Origin of the sequence: Paraclostridium sp., from assembly GCF_051657365.1 — a bacterium.
Taxonomy (GTDB): domain Bacteria; phylum Bacillota; class Clostridia; order Peptostreptococcales; family Peptostreptococcaceae; genus Paraclostridium.
The window spans coordinates 1-15,031 of the sequence record NZ_JBOFKN010000042.1; the positions used below are offsets into that span (position 1 = coordinate 1).

At 29.5% G+C, this 15,031-nt stretch carries 14 protein-coding genes; 3 read left to right on the plus strand and 11 right to left on the minus strand.

The features are described 5' to 3' along the window. Window positions 1–67: 67 nt before the first annotated feature. Window positions 68–223, plus strand: a complete 156-nt coding sequence (locus tag ACRCYC_RS03445) for a YvrJ family protein (RefSeq protein ID WP_438617791.1) — start codon at window positions 68–70, stop codon at window positions 221–223. Between the two features lie 192 nt (window positions 224–415). Here the strand turns inward: ACRCYC_RS03445 and ACRCYC_RS03450 are convergent, their stop codons facing one another. From ACRCYC_RS03450 to ACRCYC_RS03495, 10 genes are all read right to left on the minus strand, one after another. After that, on the minus strand, window positions 416–769 hold the full coding sequence (locus ACRCYC_RS03450) for a hypothetical protein (protein WP_438617792.1): 354 nt from the start codon (window positions 767–769) through the stop codon (window positions 416–418). Window positions 770–873: 104 nt separating this feature from the next. Further along, the gene (locus ACRCYC_RS03455) at window positions 874–1,722 is read right to left on the minus strand and encodes a ParA family protein (protein ID WP_438617794.1); all 849 of its coding nucleotides are present in this window, start codon (window positions 1,720–1,722) and stop codon (window positions 874–876) included. Window positions 1,723–2,001: 279 nt separating this feature from the next. Continuing rightward, on the minus strand, window positions 2,002–3,540 hold the full coding sequence (locus ACRCYC_RS03460; protein WP_438617795.1) for a sigma-54 interaction domain-containing protein: 1,539 nt from the start codon (window positions 3,538–3,540) through the stop codon (window positions 2,002–2,004). 332 nt (window positions 3,541–3,872) lie between these two features. Beyond that, window positions 3,873–4,925, minus strand: a complete 1,053-nt coding sequence (locus tag ACRCYC_RS03465) for an electron transfer flavoprotein subunit alpha/FixB family protein (RefSeq protein ID WP_438617797.1) — start codon at window positions 4,923–4,925, stop codon at window positions 3,873–3,875. 13 nt (window positions 4,926–4,938) lie between these two features. Then, window positions 4,939–5,724 (minus strand): electron transfer flavoprotein subunit beta, encoded by a 786-nt coding sequence (gene etfB / locus ACRCYC_RS03470; protein WP_438617798.1) that lies wholly within the window; start codon window positions 5,722–5,724, stop codon window positions 4,939–4,941. A 49-nt stretch (window positions 5,725–5,773) separates the two neighbouring features. Beyond that, the gene (gene acdB, locus ACRCYC_RS03475) at window positions 5,774–6,907 is read right to left on the minus strand and encodes a putative isocaproyl-CoA dehydrogenase AcdB (protein WP_438617799.1); all 1,134 of its coding nucleotides are present in this window, start codon (window positions 6,905–6,907) and stop codon (window positions 5,774–5,776) included. A 45-nt stretch (window positions 6,908–6,952) separates the two neighbouring features. After that, window positions 6,953–8,080, minus strand: a complete 1,128-nt coding sequence (locus ACRCYC_RS03480) for a 2-hydroxyacyl-CoA dehydratase subunit D (RefSeq protein WP_438617800.1) — start codon at window positions 8,078–8,080, stop codon at window positions 6,953–6,955. After that, on the minus strand, window positions 8,080–9,306 hold the full coding sequence (gene hadB / locus ACRCYC_RS03485; RefSeq protein WP_438617801.1) for a (R)-2-hydroxyisocaproyl-CoA dehydratase subunit HadB: 1,227 nt from the start codon (window positions 9,304–9,306) through the stop codon (window positions 8,080–8,082). Before hadB ends, ACRCYC_RS03480 begins: the two co-directional genes overlap by 1 nt. 18 nt (window positions 9,307–9,324) lie before the next feature. Continuing rightward, a complete protein-coding gene (locus ACRCYC_RS03490) occupies window positions 9,325–10,101 on the minus strand; it encodes an acyl-CoA dehydratase activase (RefSeq protein ID WP_438617802.1) in 777 nt (258 codons plus the stop codon). Window positions 10,102–10,124: 23 nt separating this feature from the next. After that, a complete protein-coding gene (locus ACRCYC_RS03495) occupies window positions 10,125–11,357 on the minus strand; it encodes a CaiB/BaiF CoA transferase family protein (RefSeq protein ID WP_438617803.1) in 1,233 nt (410 codons plus the stop codon). Between the two features lie 583 nt (window positions 11,358–11,940). Here ACRCYC_RS03495 and ACRCYC_RS03500 point away from each other — a divergent pair. Together ACRCYC_RS03500 and ACRCYC_RS03505 are read left to right on the plus strand one after the other, a co-directional pair. Beyond that, window positions 11,941–12,960, plus strand: a complete 1,020-nt coding sequence (locus ACRCYC_RS03500; protein WP_438617804.1) for a D-2-hydroxyacid dehydrogenase — start codon at window positions 11,941–11,943, stop codon at window positions 12,958–12,960. A gap of 398 nt (window positions 12,961–13,358) precedes the next feature. After that, window positions 13,359–14,384, plus strand: coding sequence for an ornithine cyclodeaminase (locus ACRCYC_RS03505; protein WP_438617805.1), 1,026 nt, complete (start codon window positions 13,359–13,361; stop codon window positions 14,382–14,384). A 117-nt stretch (window positions 14,385–14,501) separates the two neighbouring features. Here the strand turns inward: ACRCYC_RS03505 and ACRCYC_RS03510 are convergent, their stop codons facing one another. Then, window positions 14,502–14,762 carry a Mor transcription activator family protein gene (locus ACRCYC_RS03510; protein WP_438617806.1) on the minus strand — a complete coding sequence of 87 codons (261 nt, stop codon included), beginning with the start codon at window positions 14,760–14,762 and terminating at the stop codon, window positions 14,502–14,504. Window positions 14,763–15,031: the final 269 nt, after the last annotated feature.

Below are 15,031 nucleotides of genomic sequence, written 5' to 3' on the forward strand. Positions count from 1 at the left end.
GAATGTCCCTCTAATCCAATGAGGGGCTTTCTTAGCATATTTATAGATTATTTGGAGGAATTATATTATGGAACTAGATTTAATGCAATTGGTGTCAAATTTAGGCTTTCCTGCTATCGTTACAATGTATCTATTAATACGAATAGAAGGTAAGCTAGAAAACCTAAGCACAAGTATAAATTCATTAAGCAGTAATATACATGAATTAAATAATAAAAATTAAAAAGAGCTACACATCTAAAATTAGATATGTAGCTCTTCGTTTTTGTTAAAAACCTAGAATTTCACTAGGTCCTTATAATACAATGTAATTCATTTTATTGTCAATTAACTATTCTTTTTCTGAAGTATAATAGGTTTTATAAATATTATATTTACTAGCCAATTCTTTTATATTAAATTTATAAAAGTAATTTTATTTGCTTGATTTCTTTGACTTCTTTTTATACTTTTCTTCATAAGCCATTAAAGCATCTTCATTTAATTGAACTGATTCAAACATCTTCCCTACTATATCTTCCAGTACTTCAGATACTGTCATATTGTTTTCATAAGAGAAAGATTTTACTTTATCAGCAATTTCTTTTTTAAGCTTAATTCCAAGCATAACTTTTTCTTCTTTTGCTTTAGGTTTATTTATTAAATCAAGCACATTTATATTATTGTTTTTTGTTTCAATAAACTCTTCTCCAGTTGATTTTTCATCTATTTTTTGTTTTATATTTAATAAACTACTTTTCTTATTTAGCATTGGATTTTCAACGTTCATACACTACCTCCTATTATTAAATATATATTAAATGTACATTTAATATGTATTTAAAACTTAATTAATCTGTATTTAATAACCATTTAATAATATTTAAATCAACATTAAATAGTTATTATTCCAATTTCTATGTACTCATTAATTAAGTCCGATATTTCATTACCTATATCAGTTTTTATCTTTCTTTCTTTAACTTTTACATATTCACTTATTGCTTCATTGTATAGCATTGAATTTTCATAATGCACAGATTTTCTCATTGTTTGCTTAAATGTATTACCTAAAATTCCTTTTTGCTCTGCACATTCAATCCACATTTTTATTTTATTATTTTCTTGTTTTTCAAACTTAGTTATAACTGGTTTTCTTATATCATCCTTATCTACTCTAAGAGCTTTTTTTATATCTCCGTAAGTTCTTAGTAATAAATCATATCCCGTTAACGTGCTGTAGCATCCATAATTTATTATAGGAATTATATCTGTACAACATATAAATACGTTTGTATTTAAAACTGATATTGCAGGATTTAAATCAAATACTACTAAATCATATTCTGATAAGATATTTATATTTTTATCATCTGTTAAATAATTTAATAGTGTATATTCTTTTCCTGGTTTCGTGTTAAGTATTAACTCAAGTGTAACCATATCTATATTACTTGCTATTACATCTAAGTTTTTAAACTTATCTAATGGAGACTTCAAAATTAATTTACTAATTTCAACATTACTTTCAAGTCCATCTTTTAAAGTATATATATCTGATTGTATAACTTCTTCACCTAATAGAAATACGGATGCATTAGATTGAGGATCGGCATCTATAAATAATACTTTTTTATCGGGATAATTAGTGCAAAATTGATGTATAAAATTTAAATTTAAACAAGTCTTTGAACTTCCGCCTTTAAAACTCATATGTGTTAGAATTGTTTGATTTTTAGCCAATTGTCTTACTCCTTTTTTAGATTAAATATACATTTAATCTTTATTTAATAATAATTATACTACATTTTAAATATATTTTAAATACATATTAAAAATATATTTAAAATGTATTTAATCATAATCTACAATTTATATTAAGTTAAAAATCTTCCCGTTATCGTTACAATATGTATTTTGATTCTAACAAATTGAATAATCTACACATACAACAATCCCAATGGTTATATATAATCTATATAACTATTAGGATTGTTGTATTAGAAAAAGATTAAAAATTAATTATAGTTTTACATATCCATTTTTAATCTTTCTATGTATAGTAGACGAGTTAATACCTATTTTTTCTGAGGCCTTTGTAATTGAACCATATCTATCTATTGCTCTAGATATAATTATTTGATCTACTATTTTGTATGCCTCATTTAAATCTATAATATCATTTACAACTATAGGTTTATCAAAAGTGTTTTCATTAGCTAAAGTATCTAAGTTTATAAGCATGTTGAATTCATCTTCCTCTATAGTATTTTTTACTGATAAAACTATAAATCTCTCTATAATATTTTTTAACTCACGTATATTACCAGGCCAAGGATGTATGTTTAACAAATTCATAACCTGTGGAGAAATTTTCACTTTTCTATTGTATTTATCATTATATAAATTTAAAAAATGTTCAATTAAAGGAATAATATCTTCCTTACGTTCTCGAAGTGGAGGTATTTTTATAGGTATTACACTAAGTCTGTAATACAAATCTTGTCTAAATTTAAAATTATCATGCAAATCTTCATTTGATATATTAGTAGCACTTACATATCGCACATCAATTTTAATAGGATTACTTCCACCTACTCGAGTAATTGTATTTTCTTGTATAACTCTAAGTAATTTTTTTTGCATTTGAAGTGGCAATTCACCTATTTCATCGAAAAATATAGTACCACCATTAGCTTGTTCAAATAACCCCTTTTTCCCAGATCTTTTAGCTCCAGTAAAAGCCCCTTCTTCATAGCCAAAAAACTCTGATTCTAAAAGCTCATTAGGAATTGCGCCACAATTTATAGCTATAAATGGCTTATCTCTCCTCGAACTGTATTTGCATATTTTTCTAGCTATTATTTCTTTACCAACTCCAGATTCTCCAGTTATAAAAATAGCTGAATCAGATGCAGCTGCTCTTTTCACTACATTTTTTATATTTTCCATAACTTCACTTTTACTTATATATTCTGAATTAACCATAGTTCCATTATGCTTAGTATGAGCATCTAAATTTATCACTCTAGAAATATCCCTACCAGTTAGTACTCCACCTTTTACATTAAATTTATTATCATATATTGGAACTGCTGTGTATGCTAGAACCTTTCCCCCAGGATAGACTATATTTTTATAAGTTTTTTTCTTAACTTCTAGCATCTTAAGTATTATTGGCTCTTCAACCAAGCCTCTATTAACTAGTTTTTCAATATTTCGCCCTAAAACATCTTTTCTTTTAAAGGGCAATATTTCATCACATAGTCTATTCATTTTTTCTATAATGCCATCTTTGTTGAATATAACCACAACTTCATCTATATGTTCAATTATATCTTCAACAACATTATCAGTTATCATTGATTTTTCAAATAAATATATATATTGCATTTCATTTTCATAACTTTTAACAGGGTGAATATCTACAAATATGTTTAAATCTCTAAGTTTTATATTTTTTCTATTATTTAAAATACAATCATCATTACTAAATGCATGATCCAAATCTGTTATATTTGATGGCTTGTTTACATCCACAAAATTAAAAATTTTTTCCATTTGTGAATTGAATTCCAATATTTCACCATTTTCCCTACATAAAATAGCAGGGTTTTCCAAATGATTAATAAGTCCCCTAAAATTATTGTACACGTTATTCAGCCCTTCCTTGTTTAATAAATTAAATACTTTGGTAAACTATAAAAATAACGTTCTCACATTAAGAATATTATATCATTTAAAAATGGCTTAATATGTAATTATTGTTAATTTTTTACTTTGTTTTTCATTTTTCGTCATTTACTATATTTTTGTAGATTAAAAGACAAGAACCTTGTATATAAGATTAATCTTATATACAAGGTTCTTGTTTTTTAGGTTTACTATAAAATTTATGCGTTAACTAATTCAATTAAATCTTCCACATTATCAATTTTTTCAATAAGTAGTGGAATAATTTCTTTAACATCTCCTACTATTCCATAGTCTGCTATTTCAAGTATAGGTGCTAATTCATTTTTATTTATAGCTATAATAAAATCAGAAGACTGCATACCGGCTAAATGTTGTATAGCACCAGATATACCACAAGCTATGTAAAGATTTGGTTTAACAGTAGTTCCTGTTTGACCAACTTGATGAGAGTGATCTATCCATCCAGCATCAACAGCTGCACGAGATGCACCAACTACTCCTCCTAATTTGTCAGCTAATTTTTTTAATGGTTCAAAGCCTTCTTCTCCACCTATTCCAAGTCCTCCAGCTACGATTACATTTGCATCAGTTAGAGATACTAAATCTTTTTTTATTTTTACAGTTTCAACTACTTCTACTCTTATATCGTCTTTGGTTAAATTAAATAATATAGGAACTATTTTTCCATCGTTTGAAGTGTTTTTCTCCGCTTTGTCCATAACACCTGGTCTAACTGTAGACATTTGAGGTCTATTGTTAGGGCATATAATTGTAGCCATTATATTACCACCAAAAGCTGGACGAGTTTGTTTTAATTTTTTATCTTCTTTATCTATTTCAAGTTTAGTACAATCTGCAGTAAGTCCAGTGCTTACTCTTGAAGCTACCCTAGGAGCTAAGTCTCTTCCTATATGTGTAGCACCATAAAGTACTATTTCTGGTTTTAGTTCATTTATTGCATCAGATATAACTTTTGTGTAAGCATCCGTTGTAAAATCTTCTAATAGGCAGTCATCTGCAGTGTAGACTATATCTGCTCCATACTCAACTAGTTCTTTTGCCATACAATCTACATCTTTGCCTAGTAATATTGCACAAAGTTTAACTCCAATTTCATCAGCTAACTTTCTACCTTCTCCTAGTAATTCTATTACAACTGGTGTAATTATATTTTCTCTTTGCTCTGCAAATACCCAAACATTTTTATATGAGCTAAAGTCTTTTATATTTTCATTTATTTTAGTATCCATTTTAACCTCCATCTTATATAATGTGTTTTTGTTTTAGACCTATTAGTACCTTTTTCACAATATCTTCTGGATTTCCTATAAATATTTCTCCTTTACCTCTTGGATCTGGAGTAAATGATTTAAATACTTTAGTCGGTGATGCTTTAAGCCCTACCTCTTCTTTTTTTACATCCAAATCATCTAATGTCCAAACTTTTACTTCTGTTTTAAAAGCTTTTACTATTTTATCAACCGACATATGTCTTGGTTGGTTTAATTCTTTAACTGTTGTTAAAAGCACAGGCTTTTTAACTTTAATTACTTCGTATCCATCTTCTAACTGTCTTTGTACAGTTACAGTATCTCCATCTATATCAAACTTTTGTACATAAGTAACTTGAGGTATATGAAGTTTTTCAGCTATTTGTGGTCCAACTTGAGCTGTATCTCCGTCTATAGCTTGTCTTCCAGCAAATACTATATCATAGTCACCAACTTTTTTAATTCCTGCTGCAATTGTATTTGAAGTAGCCCAAGTATCAGCTCCTCCAAAGGCTCTATCACTAAGAAGTATAGCCTCATCAGCTCCCATAGCTAAACATTCTCTAAGCATAAAATCTGCTTGAGGAGGTCCCATAGTTATTACTGTTACTGTTGATTTTTCATGTGTATCTTTTAATCTTAAAGCCTCTTCTAATGCATTTGCATCATCTGGATTTAGTATACTAGGTACCCCATCTCTTATAAGAGTTCCCGTTTCTTTGTTTATTCTAACTTCATTAGTATCTGGAACTTGTTTTACACAAACTAATATTTTCAAAGTATTTACCTCCATTTAACTAGTATAAAATATTTTAAAAAAGTTTAATTTACTTTAAAATGCTTGAAGCAATTACCATTTTTTGAACTTCTGATGTACCTTCATATATAGTCATTATTCTTGCATCTCTATATATTCTTTCGATTGGATAATCTTTTATAAATCCATAGCCACCATGTAATTGTAGTGATTTAGAAGCAACTTCATTAGCTATTTCAGCTGCATAATATTTAGCCATAGCTGATTCTTTAGTCATAGGTATACCTGCATCTTTCTTTTGAGCGGCATCATAAACCAACCATCTAGCAGCATTTACTTTTGTTTCCATATCGGCTAAAGTAAACTGAGTATTTTGGAATTTAGAAAGAGTTTTTCCAAACTGAACTCTTTCTTTTGTATATTTAATAGCCTCATCAAGAGCCCCTTGCGCAACTCCTAAGGCTTGAGCGGCAACCCCAATTCTACCAGCATCAAGAGTTTTCATTGCTATTTTAAAGCCTATACCTTCTTTTCCTAATAAATTTTCTTTAGGTACTTTAACATTTTCAAATATTAAATCTGAAGTTTGAGTTCCCCTAATACCCATCTTATCTTCATGAGCTCCATGAGAGAATCCTTCTAAATTACTATCTACTATAAATGCAGTTGTTCCTTTTAAACCTTTTGATCTATCTGTAACGGCTATTACTATGGCAAAATCGCATATAGGTGCATTAGTTATAAATGTTTTTCTTCCATTTAATACATAATAATCTCCATCAAGTTTTGCTGTTGTTTGTTGAGCTGAAGCATCAGAACCTGCTCCTGGTTCTGTTAATCCAAATGCTCCTATCATTTCTCCTGATGAAATACCTTTTAAATATTTTTGTTTTTGTTCTTCAGTTCCATAGTTAAGTATTGGTAGTGATACCAAAGATGCAGCAGCAGTTGCATATGTACCAGTTGATGCACATCTTCTACTAAGTTCTTCCATTATTATTGCATATGATACATAATCGGCACCTGCGCCCCCATATTCCTCAGGTATTGTAACACTTGTATATTTTGTTTGAGCCATTTTGTCTAATAATTCTCTTGGCATTTCACCAGTTTTATCAATTTCTTCTGGTAAAGTTGCCATTTCTCTGCTTACAAAATCTCTTACAGCTTTTCTTAAAAGTTCTTGCTCTTTATTAAATATCATAGTCTCCTCCAGTTTATATTCTAATATTTTTGCTACAGTATAAATTTAGGCGAAGTTAAGCATCTCAGAAAAGGCTTGAATACGAGTTCTTACTTGCTCATTATTTGATGTTTGTTGATCCACCTCTATATATAGAGTAGGAATATCTTTTGACTCTATATCACTTTTAACTACTGGATAGTCATATTCTTCTGGATCACAGAACTTCATCATACAGAATATTACTCCATCTGCATTTTTAGCTTTTACTTCATTTGCTATCATAGATCCACGTTTTTTCTCTGGATCATAAGCTAATGAACAGCCTTCCATGTTTGACCATTGTCTTGCAAGTCTTTCTAGTGCATCTTTTCCTTGTGGAACTGAAGTTCTAAATTGTCTAGACTCTTGTGCTAGGTCATCTCCAACAACAGTTATATTATTTTCTTCTAAGATATCTAAAATATCTTTTGAATCTAGTGATATACCAGTAAGTATAACTTTTCTTCCTACACACTCTTCAGTTTCCATTTCTTTTAACTTAGCTATAAGGTTTTTAACCAACTCAGTATGGTCTTCTTTTCTCATGAAGAATCCACTTTTTATAACTAAGTTTCTAACTAAAGGTTTTATTGTTTTTGGATATTTAGGAGATATCTCTACAAACTCTTGCATTACTTTTCTATGTTCATTATAGATATCTATACTTTCTTGTAACTTTTCTTCTGTTATTTCATAACCACATATTTTTTCTAATTCTTTTTTTATATTTTTAAATTCATTTACTAGATATTTAACTCCTGACTCTAGTTTTCTATTTTGAGGATAAACTAAAGCTATGTACGGTACTTGTGGAACAGCCACTTTCCAGTTTTGACCCAAACAAATTAATGTATCACACATTCCAGGTATTATAACAGCTGAAAGCTCATTATAAGCGCCTTTTAACCCAAATTCTAAAGATGATTGCATTATTGAACAAGCAAATGCTGGGAAGTATTGCTTTGCTAAATCTAGTTCAGTATGCCCACCCCAGATTCCAACAGGAAGCATACCTGCTGCATGGATTATTTCTTCAGGACAGTAAACTGGAAAGCATCCTATAGCTTTGTTTCCAGTATCTTTCTTAAATTTTTTTATAACTTCATTTGGATTTTCAACACATTCTTTCATTGTTGCTAAAATAACTTCCATTATATTTCACCTCTATTAAGATTTTTTCTCTCATCCATAACTTCAACTAGACCTTGTATTCTAGTTTCAAATTGAGCTTTAGTAAATGCTCTAGGATCGGCTTGATCTCCATCAAAGCCAGCTGATGGTATTTTTGTAACTTCTTCAGTTTGTCTTTGCATTTCATACTGAATCAAACTCATAAGTTTGCAACTTCTATTCATATGGTAGAAGGCTCCATCACATTTACCATCTCTTAAAGAGTTAATTCTAAATTCGGTCATCTTATCTAAATTAACATTATTAAACATTCCACTGTAAGCTCTTGCCATTCCATCTAAATCGTTAACTTCATATTGAAGTGCCCAAGCATGTGGGTAAACACTACCTGTCATATTAACACCATATTTTGCTAGTGTTTTCATTTTAAAACCTATAGAAGGCCAGCAAGGTATTCCTTCCATCATGATTCTATATTTTTCCTCGCCTCTAAATGTAGACACTTTATTTTTCTTGTTTTCTTCTAATTCTTTTATTAAAATTTTGAATGCTTCTGTAGTTTCCTTTTTACCTCTAGCGCACACTATTACTGCCATATAAGTAAATAAGTCGAATCCGTTCATTGGAGATGGATCAGATCCTTCAGGTAAGCTCATTGAATATTTCCAAAGCCTACCATTCTCAGCAGATATCTTCATTACTTCTTCAAACTTTTTAGGATCAAATTTTTTGCCTGATATTTTTTCAAGTTCCTTTATTGCTTCTTCAAACTGTGATTTAATGTACTCAACTCTTTCATCTGTAACATGGTCTTCATTATTGAAAGGCAAATCTATCATAATCATAGGAATATTTAATTCTTTTGATATATTTTCATACCATTTTATAACTTGATTGCATATATTGTTGCAGCATAGCAAGAAGTCTGGTGTTGGCATGTTTAAAGTATCACTTTTTCCTTTTTCTAAAAATCCAAAATTTACTCTAGCATAAGCACATAAATCTAGAGAATATCCTTTTGCCTCTGCTCTTTCACATAAATCTAGAGATTCTTTCTTTGCTGCTACTCCTGCTGCATGATTTTCAGGGTAACATAAGTTTAAGTCAAACACTTCTGCCAACTCTTGAGGAAATACTGAAGTGGCCCAACCAACTGGTCTACCTTCCTCTTTAGCTTTAAAGGCATTTGCATACTGCTCAGCTAAGAGCTCATTAATTACTGTTTTAGCATCTTTTATTTCAGACATTTTCATCCCTCTTTACTATTATTTTTTTATTGCATTATAAGCATATATAGCTGCTCCTAAGGCTCCAGTAAGTTGAGGTATTTCAGGAACTATTATTTTAGTTCCTAGCTCTTTTTCCATAGCTTTAACTACACCTGTGTTTTTTGCAACTCCCCCAACCATTACTACATCTTCTTTTACTCCAAGTCTTTTTACCAAACTTGCAACTCTTTTAGCAACTGAAGTATGAATTCCTGCAACTATATCTTCTATAGCTATATCATTTGATAAGTGTGATATAACTTCTGATTCAGCGAAAACTGTACAAGTGTTACTTATAGATACTTCCTCTTTAGATTTCATTGATATATCCCCAAGATCAGATACATCTACTTCAATAATCTTTGCCATAACATCTAAGAATCTGCCTGTTCCTGCTGCACATTTATCATTCATCAAGAAATTTAGCATTACTCCATTTTCATCAAGCTTAAGTGCTTTGGCGTCTTGTCCTCCAATATCTATTACAGTTCTAGCTGTAGGTATTAGAAATTTTACACCCTTAGTATGACAACTCAACTCACTTATTTGTTTGTGAGTATCTGCATATTTCATGCGCCCATAACCAGTTACTACAGTATTTTGGATATCATCTTCTTTTATATTAAGTTTTTTATACAAATCTTCAAGAACTCTAGCTGGACCGCTAGTTCCTGTACCTGAGGGTATTGTAGAATAAGCTACTATTTCCTTTCCATCTTTTAAAATGAGTCCTTTAGATGCAGTTGATCCTATATCTAATCCCATTGTGTACATTTTTTAGTCTCCCCTTTATATTCCTAGACTAGTTCTTTGGCAGTATCCACTTTAATAGCTTGAGAATTAACCATATCTAATATTTCTTCATCAGTGTATCCTATCTTTTTAAGAACTTCTTTGGTATGTTGTCCAAGTCTAGGAGCTGGTGTATATTCTTTAATATCCATAGTTTTAAATTTAACTGGACCGTTTACTAAGACACCTTCATTTCCATTTTCATATGTAGTTTTAAATAGAAAATCGTTTGCCCAAGCTTGCTCATCATTAAGTATATCTTCGCAACTTTGGACTTTCTCAAAAGGAAGGTCTGCTTCGTCTAATAATTGAGACCATTCATCTAATGTTTTTTCAAGCATTGCTTTTTCTACTATTTTTACCATTTCATCAACATTCATTGGCATTACCTTTATGTCATTAAATCTATCATCAGTTATTATTTCTGGTCTATTTATAACTTCACAGAATTTTGGAAGCCATTTATTGTATTGAATTAAAGCAAGTTGTATCCATTTACCATCCTTGCATTTGTATGTAGTCATAAGTGGACTATTTGGTTCTGCTCTTGATATAGGCATTTCATTTCCATACTGAGACGTTGTAAGCATTATTCCCATTCCATAAAGTGCTGTATGGTATAAACTTACTGTTACTCTGTCTCCTTCACCGGTAATTTGTTTTTTATAAAGAGCTGCTAAAATACCAGATGTTAGTGATATTCCAGCATAATGGTCACCAAATCCAGCAGCAGTATTACATGGTGAAGTTCCTTTTTCCATAAGAGATTGACTTACGCCACCTCTAGCAAAATATGCTGTATAGTCAAATCCTGGTTTATCTTTTAATGGACCTTCTTCTCCATATCCTAATATGTGAGCATGTATAAGTCCTGGAAAATCATCTTTTAACTGATCATAAGTAAGACCCATTTTAGCAAGAGCTTTCTCTCTAACATTTGTAACGAATATATCTGATTCAGATAAGAGTCTATGAAGAATTTCAACTCCCTCTTTTGTTTTAACATTTACACTAATACCTTTTTTATTTCCATTTTCCAATTCAAACATTGGATTTTCATCATCAGTACACGGAGATTTAAAAGTTCCGCCCATAACTCTTATACCATCACCACCTAGTGGTTCGATTTTGATTACTTCAGCTCCCCAGTCTCCAAGTAACTTGGCACAACAAGGCGCTGCTACGAAACTTGATAATTCAACAACTCTAACACCATCTAGTAATGCTTTATTATCCATAATTCAACCTCCTATAAATTGTAAATTTTTATGAATTTAATTTATTAATTAAAATTATAAAAAAATAATTTTTGGAAAATTTTAGATTTATATTTTGTTTCCTAACTAATTTGTTAAGCATTTATCATGCCAACTTTTAATTTTTTCACTAAATCGTTAATTTCTACAGGTTTTTCCATATTCCATATACAATCAATTCAAATATAATTAATGTATTTTCATTGCAAAGTACAACACTACTATTGCAAAATGCAAGTATTTACGAATTTTAGACTTTAAATAAAATTTGAATTTAAAATATTTATCTAATAAATCATAATTTTACATTGTTGTAAAATTAACAACTGCATGATATGATTTAAGCATCAAAGCATATTATTAGTTAATTTTTTAATTTTTAATATGCTATTTATAGCTATGCTTATTTTTATATAATGACTTAGGATTAAATTCAAAAGCATTATATAACTAATAAATAATTAATAGATAAGCTAATCATACATTTATACTGTTATAGTATCTATTTTTTATATTTTTTTAATTGTATACTAGCTTGTCTATTGAAAAACAAGGGGGCTTTAATATGAAAATATTGATGTTTAGTACACGCGAACATGAATTGCCTGCAATATCAAAGTGGGTTGAGGAGAATGGAAATAATATTCAAGTCGATACAATTAAAGAAGGTCTATCAGCATTAACCGTTGATAAGGTCAAAGGTTATGATGGAATCTCAATTCAACAAACTAATCCAATTGATGAGGCTATAATTTATGAAAAGTTAAAGGAATTTGGAATAAAACAAATAGCATCTAGAACAGCTGGAGTTGATATGATTGATTTAAATCAAGCCATTAAAAATGATCTTATTGTAACAAATGTACCTGCCTATTCTCCAAACTCAGTAGCAGAACTTGCTGTAACTCAGACAATGAACTTACTTAGAAACATGCATCTTATATATAGAAATGTTCATGCAGGAGACTTCAGATGGTCAGCAAATTTAATAGCTAGAGAAGTTAGATCTATTACAGTTGGGATAGTTGGTACAGGTAAGATAGGCTCTACTGCTGCTAAATTATTCAAAGGTTTAGGAGCAAATGTTATAGCTTTTGATGCTTATGAAAACGAGTCATTAAAAGATATTTTAACTTATAAAGACACTTTAGAAGAACTTCTTAAAGAAGCAGATGTTGTATCTATACATACCCCTCTTACGGAAGAAACAAAATATATGATAAATAAAGATAATTTAAAACTCATGAAAAAAAATTCATTTTTAGTAAATGCTGGTAGAGGTGGAATTATAAATACTGATGATTTAATCGAAGCCTTAGAAAATGGTACTATTTTGGGAGCTGCCTTAGATACATTTGAAACTGAAGGTTATTTTTTAAATCAAGTAATACCTCACCATGACCTTACTGATCCACAAATAAAGAAATTATTAAATATGGAAAATGTATTATTTACTAACCATATAGGTTATTTTACGACTACTGCAGTTGATAATATAGTTAGTATAAGTCTAGATTGTGTGAAAGAAGTGTTAACTGTTGATGACAGTGCTAATAATGTATTAAAATCTATTGAGGTTAATTAAATAAAATTAAAAGTGGATAGCACGAGTGCTATCCACTTTTTTTGGGAAAACATCTTTAGAATATTTAACCACCACTATTTATTTTAACAAAACTGAAATCAAATAATACCTCTACTATTTAATTCCTAAAGATATTATTAAAATATAATAGTGTATTTAAGAGTATACATTAATTCATCTACTATTTCCAATTAATATATCTATATCTGTCTCATTGGATAATTTACACTATATCGTGACTTAAAAAATTTTTCAAAACTTAACTGCACCAATTGTTATATTTTCCAATAAAGATTGAAATAAGTTTAATTGACTGATACAATAAAATTTGAAAACGTTTTTCAATTAATGTTTAAAATTTACAAATATAAAAATTTAATTATAGGAGAGGTGTTAAAATGGAAGCATTGAAAACAAGATATATTGACTTGCCTACTATGGCAAAATATTTAAAATCAGTTGGTCCAGAAAATGTTATGAAACGTCTTATTCCATATTTAGAAAGTGACTATAAACGTTGGAATGAGTTTCAAAAAATGCCTAGAACTGCACATCACAGTGATATAGGTGTCCTTGAATTAATGCCTATAGGGGATGCAGAACTTTATTCATTTAAATATGTAAATGGACATCCTGAAAATCCTAAAGATAATTTTTTAACAGTAATGGGTATCGGTCTTTTAGCAGAAGTATCAACTGGATTTCCATTATTTTTAAGTGAATTGACATTAACAACAGCTATTCGTACAGCGGCTACTTCAGTAATGGCTGCAAAATATTTAGCTAAACCTAATCCAAAGAAAATGGCACTGATTGGAAATGGTTCCCAAAGTGAATTCCAAGCTCTTGCTTTTCATTACATATTAGGTATAGAAGAAATTTATTGCTATGATGTAGACCCAAAAGCTACTAGCAAATTGATGGATAATCTAAAAGATGTAACTAACCTTAAATTAATAAAATGTAGTAGTACAAAAGAGGCGTGCAAAGGTGTTGATATTATAACAACTGTTACTGCTGATAAGAAAAATGCTATAATTATTACACCAGATATGGTTGAACCAGGTATGCATATAAATGGGGTTGGTGGAGATTGCCCTGGTAAGACTGAGCTTGATTCCACAGTTCTTAATATGGGGGATGTATATGTTGAATTTGAACCTCAAAGTCGTATAGAAGGTGAAATTCAGCATATGGACAAAGATTTTAAAGTGACTGAAATTTGGAATGTAATTAAAACTGGAAAGCCTATAGATAGAAAACCTGATGAAATTACTATTTTTGATTCAGTAGGTTTTGCTTTGGAAGATTTTTCAATTTTACGATTAATGTATGACATTGATAAAGAAGAAAATATAGGAGTTCCTCAAGTTCTTGTACCTAAATTAGAAAATCCTAAAAATTTATATAGCATGTTAAGATAATATAGTTATTAAGTATCAAAATATATGAATTAAATAATAAAAATTAAAAGAGATATAAATCTAAAAAAATAGATTTATATCTCTTTATTTTTATTTTCCAACTCATATTGTTGTCAATTACCCAGTCTTTTTCTGACGTATAATAGCTCTAACATAGCTCTCAGACATATTATATTTACTAGCCAATTCTTTTATGTTAAATCCATTAAATTTCGATAAGATCTCTCTATCACGAGATTCTTTATATATCATTTTTTCAGTAGGAAAGTACACAGATGTTCCTCCAAATTCTTCAAATAGCACTTTGGTTATATCTATTCCAAGTTTAACTGCTATATTTTCAAATTGTGGAGGCAAATCACTTATTTTAAGCTCCATAAAATATCCTCCTATAATAAATTTATATTATCCACTTCACAGTGAAATTGTTTTGAGCAACGTGTTGGCGAATCTATTTATATTGAATATTCTACAAACACCTTCAAATTTCCTACAAAAAATTTGTACTTACTTAAATTTTTTTGATTTATTTTTTTAGTATTATTCTAATTATAATTTTTTCATCTGTTTTTTGATTTGAATTTGTTAAACTAATTTTCTTGTTTAGTATTGTAATTTCAACATTCAAAATGCCTATTTCATTATTT

Coding starts and splice junctions, on each gene's coding strand:
- ACRCYC_RS03445 (WP_438617791.1), top strand. CDS start 68: ATGGAACTAGATTTAATGCAATTGGTGTCAAATTTAGGCTTTCCTGCT.
- ACRCYC_RS03450 (WP_438617792.1), bottom strand. CDS start 769: ATGAACGTTGAAAATCCAATGCTAAATAAGAAAAGTAGTTTATTAAAT.
- ACRCYC_RS03460 (WP_438617795.1), bottom strand. CDS start 3,540: ATGGAAAAAATTTTTAATTTTGTGGATGTAAACAAGCCATCAAATATA.
- ACRCYC_RS03465 (WP_438617797.1), bottom strand. CDS start 4,925: ATGGATACTAAAATAAATGAAAATATAAAAGACTTTAGCTCATATAAA.
- acdB (WP_438617799.1), bottom strand. CDS start 6,907: ATGATATTTAATAAAGAGCAAGAACTTTTAAGAAAAGCTGTAAGAGAT.
- ACRCYC_RS03480 (WP_438617800.1), bottom strand. CDS start 8,080: ATGGAAGTTATTTTAGCAACAATGAAAGAATGTGTTGAAAATCCAAAT.
- hadB (WP_438617801.1), bottom strand. CDS start 9,306: ATGTCTGAAATAAAAGATGCTAAAACAGTAATTAATGAGCTCTTAGCT.
- ACRCYC_RS03490 (WP_438617802.1), bottom strand. CDS start 10,101: ATGTACACAATGGGATTAGATATAGGATCAACTGCATCTAAAGGACTC.
- ACRCYC_RS03495 (WP_438617803.1), bottom strand. CDS start 11,357: ATGGATAATAAAGCATTACTAGATGGTGTTAGAGTTGTTGAATTATCA.
- ACRCYC_RS03500 (WP_438617804.1), top strand. CDS start 11,941: ATGAAAATATTGATGTTTAGTACACGCGAACATGAATTGCCTGCAATA.
- ACRCYC_RS03505 (WP_438617805.1), top strand. CDS start 13,359: ATGGAAGCATTGAAAACAAGATATATTGACTTGCCTACTATGGCAAAA.
- ACRCYC_RS03510 (WP_438617806.1), bottom strand. CDS start 14,762: ATGGAGCTTAAAATAAGTGATTTGCCTCCACAATTTGAAAATATAGCA.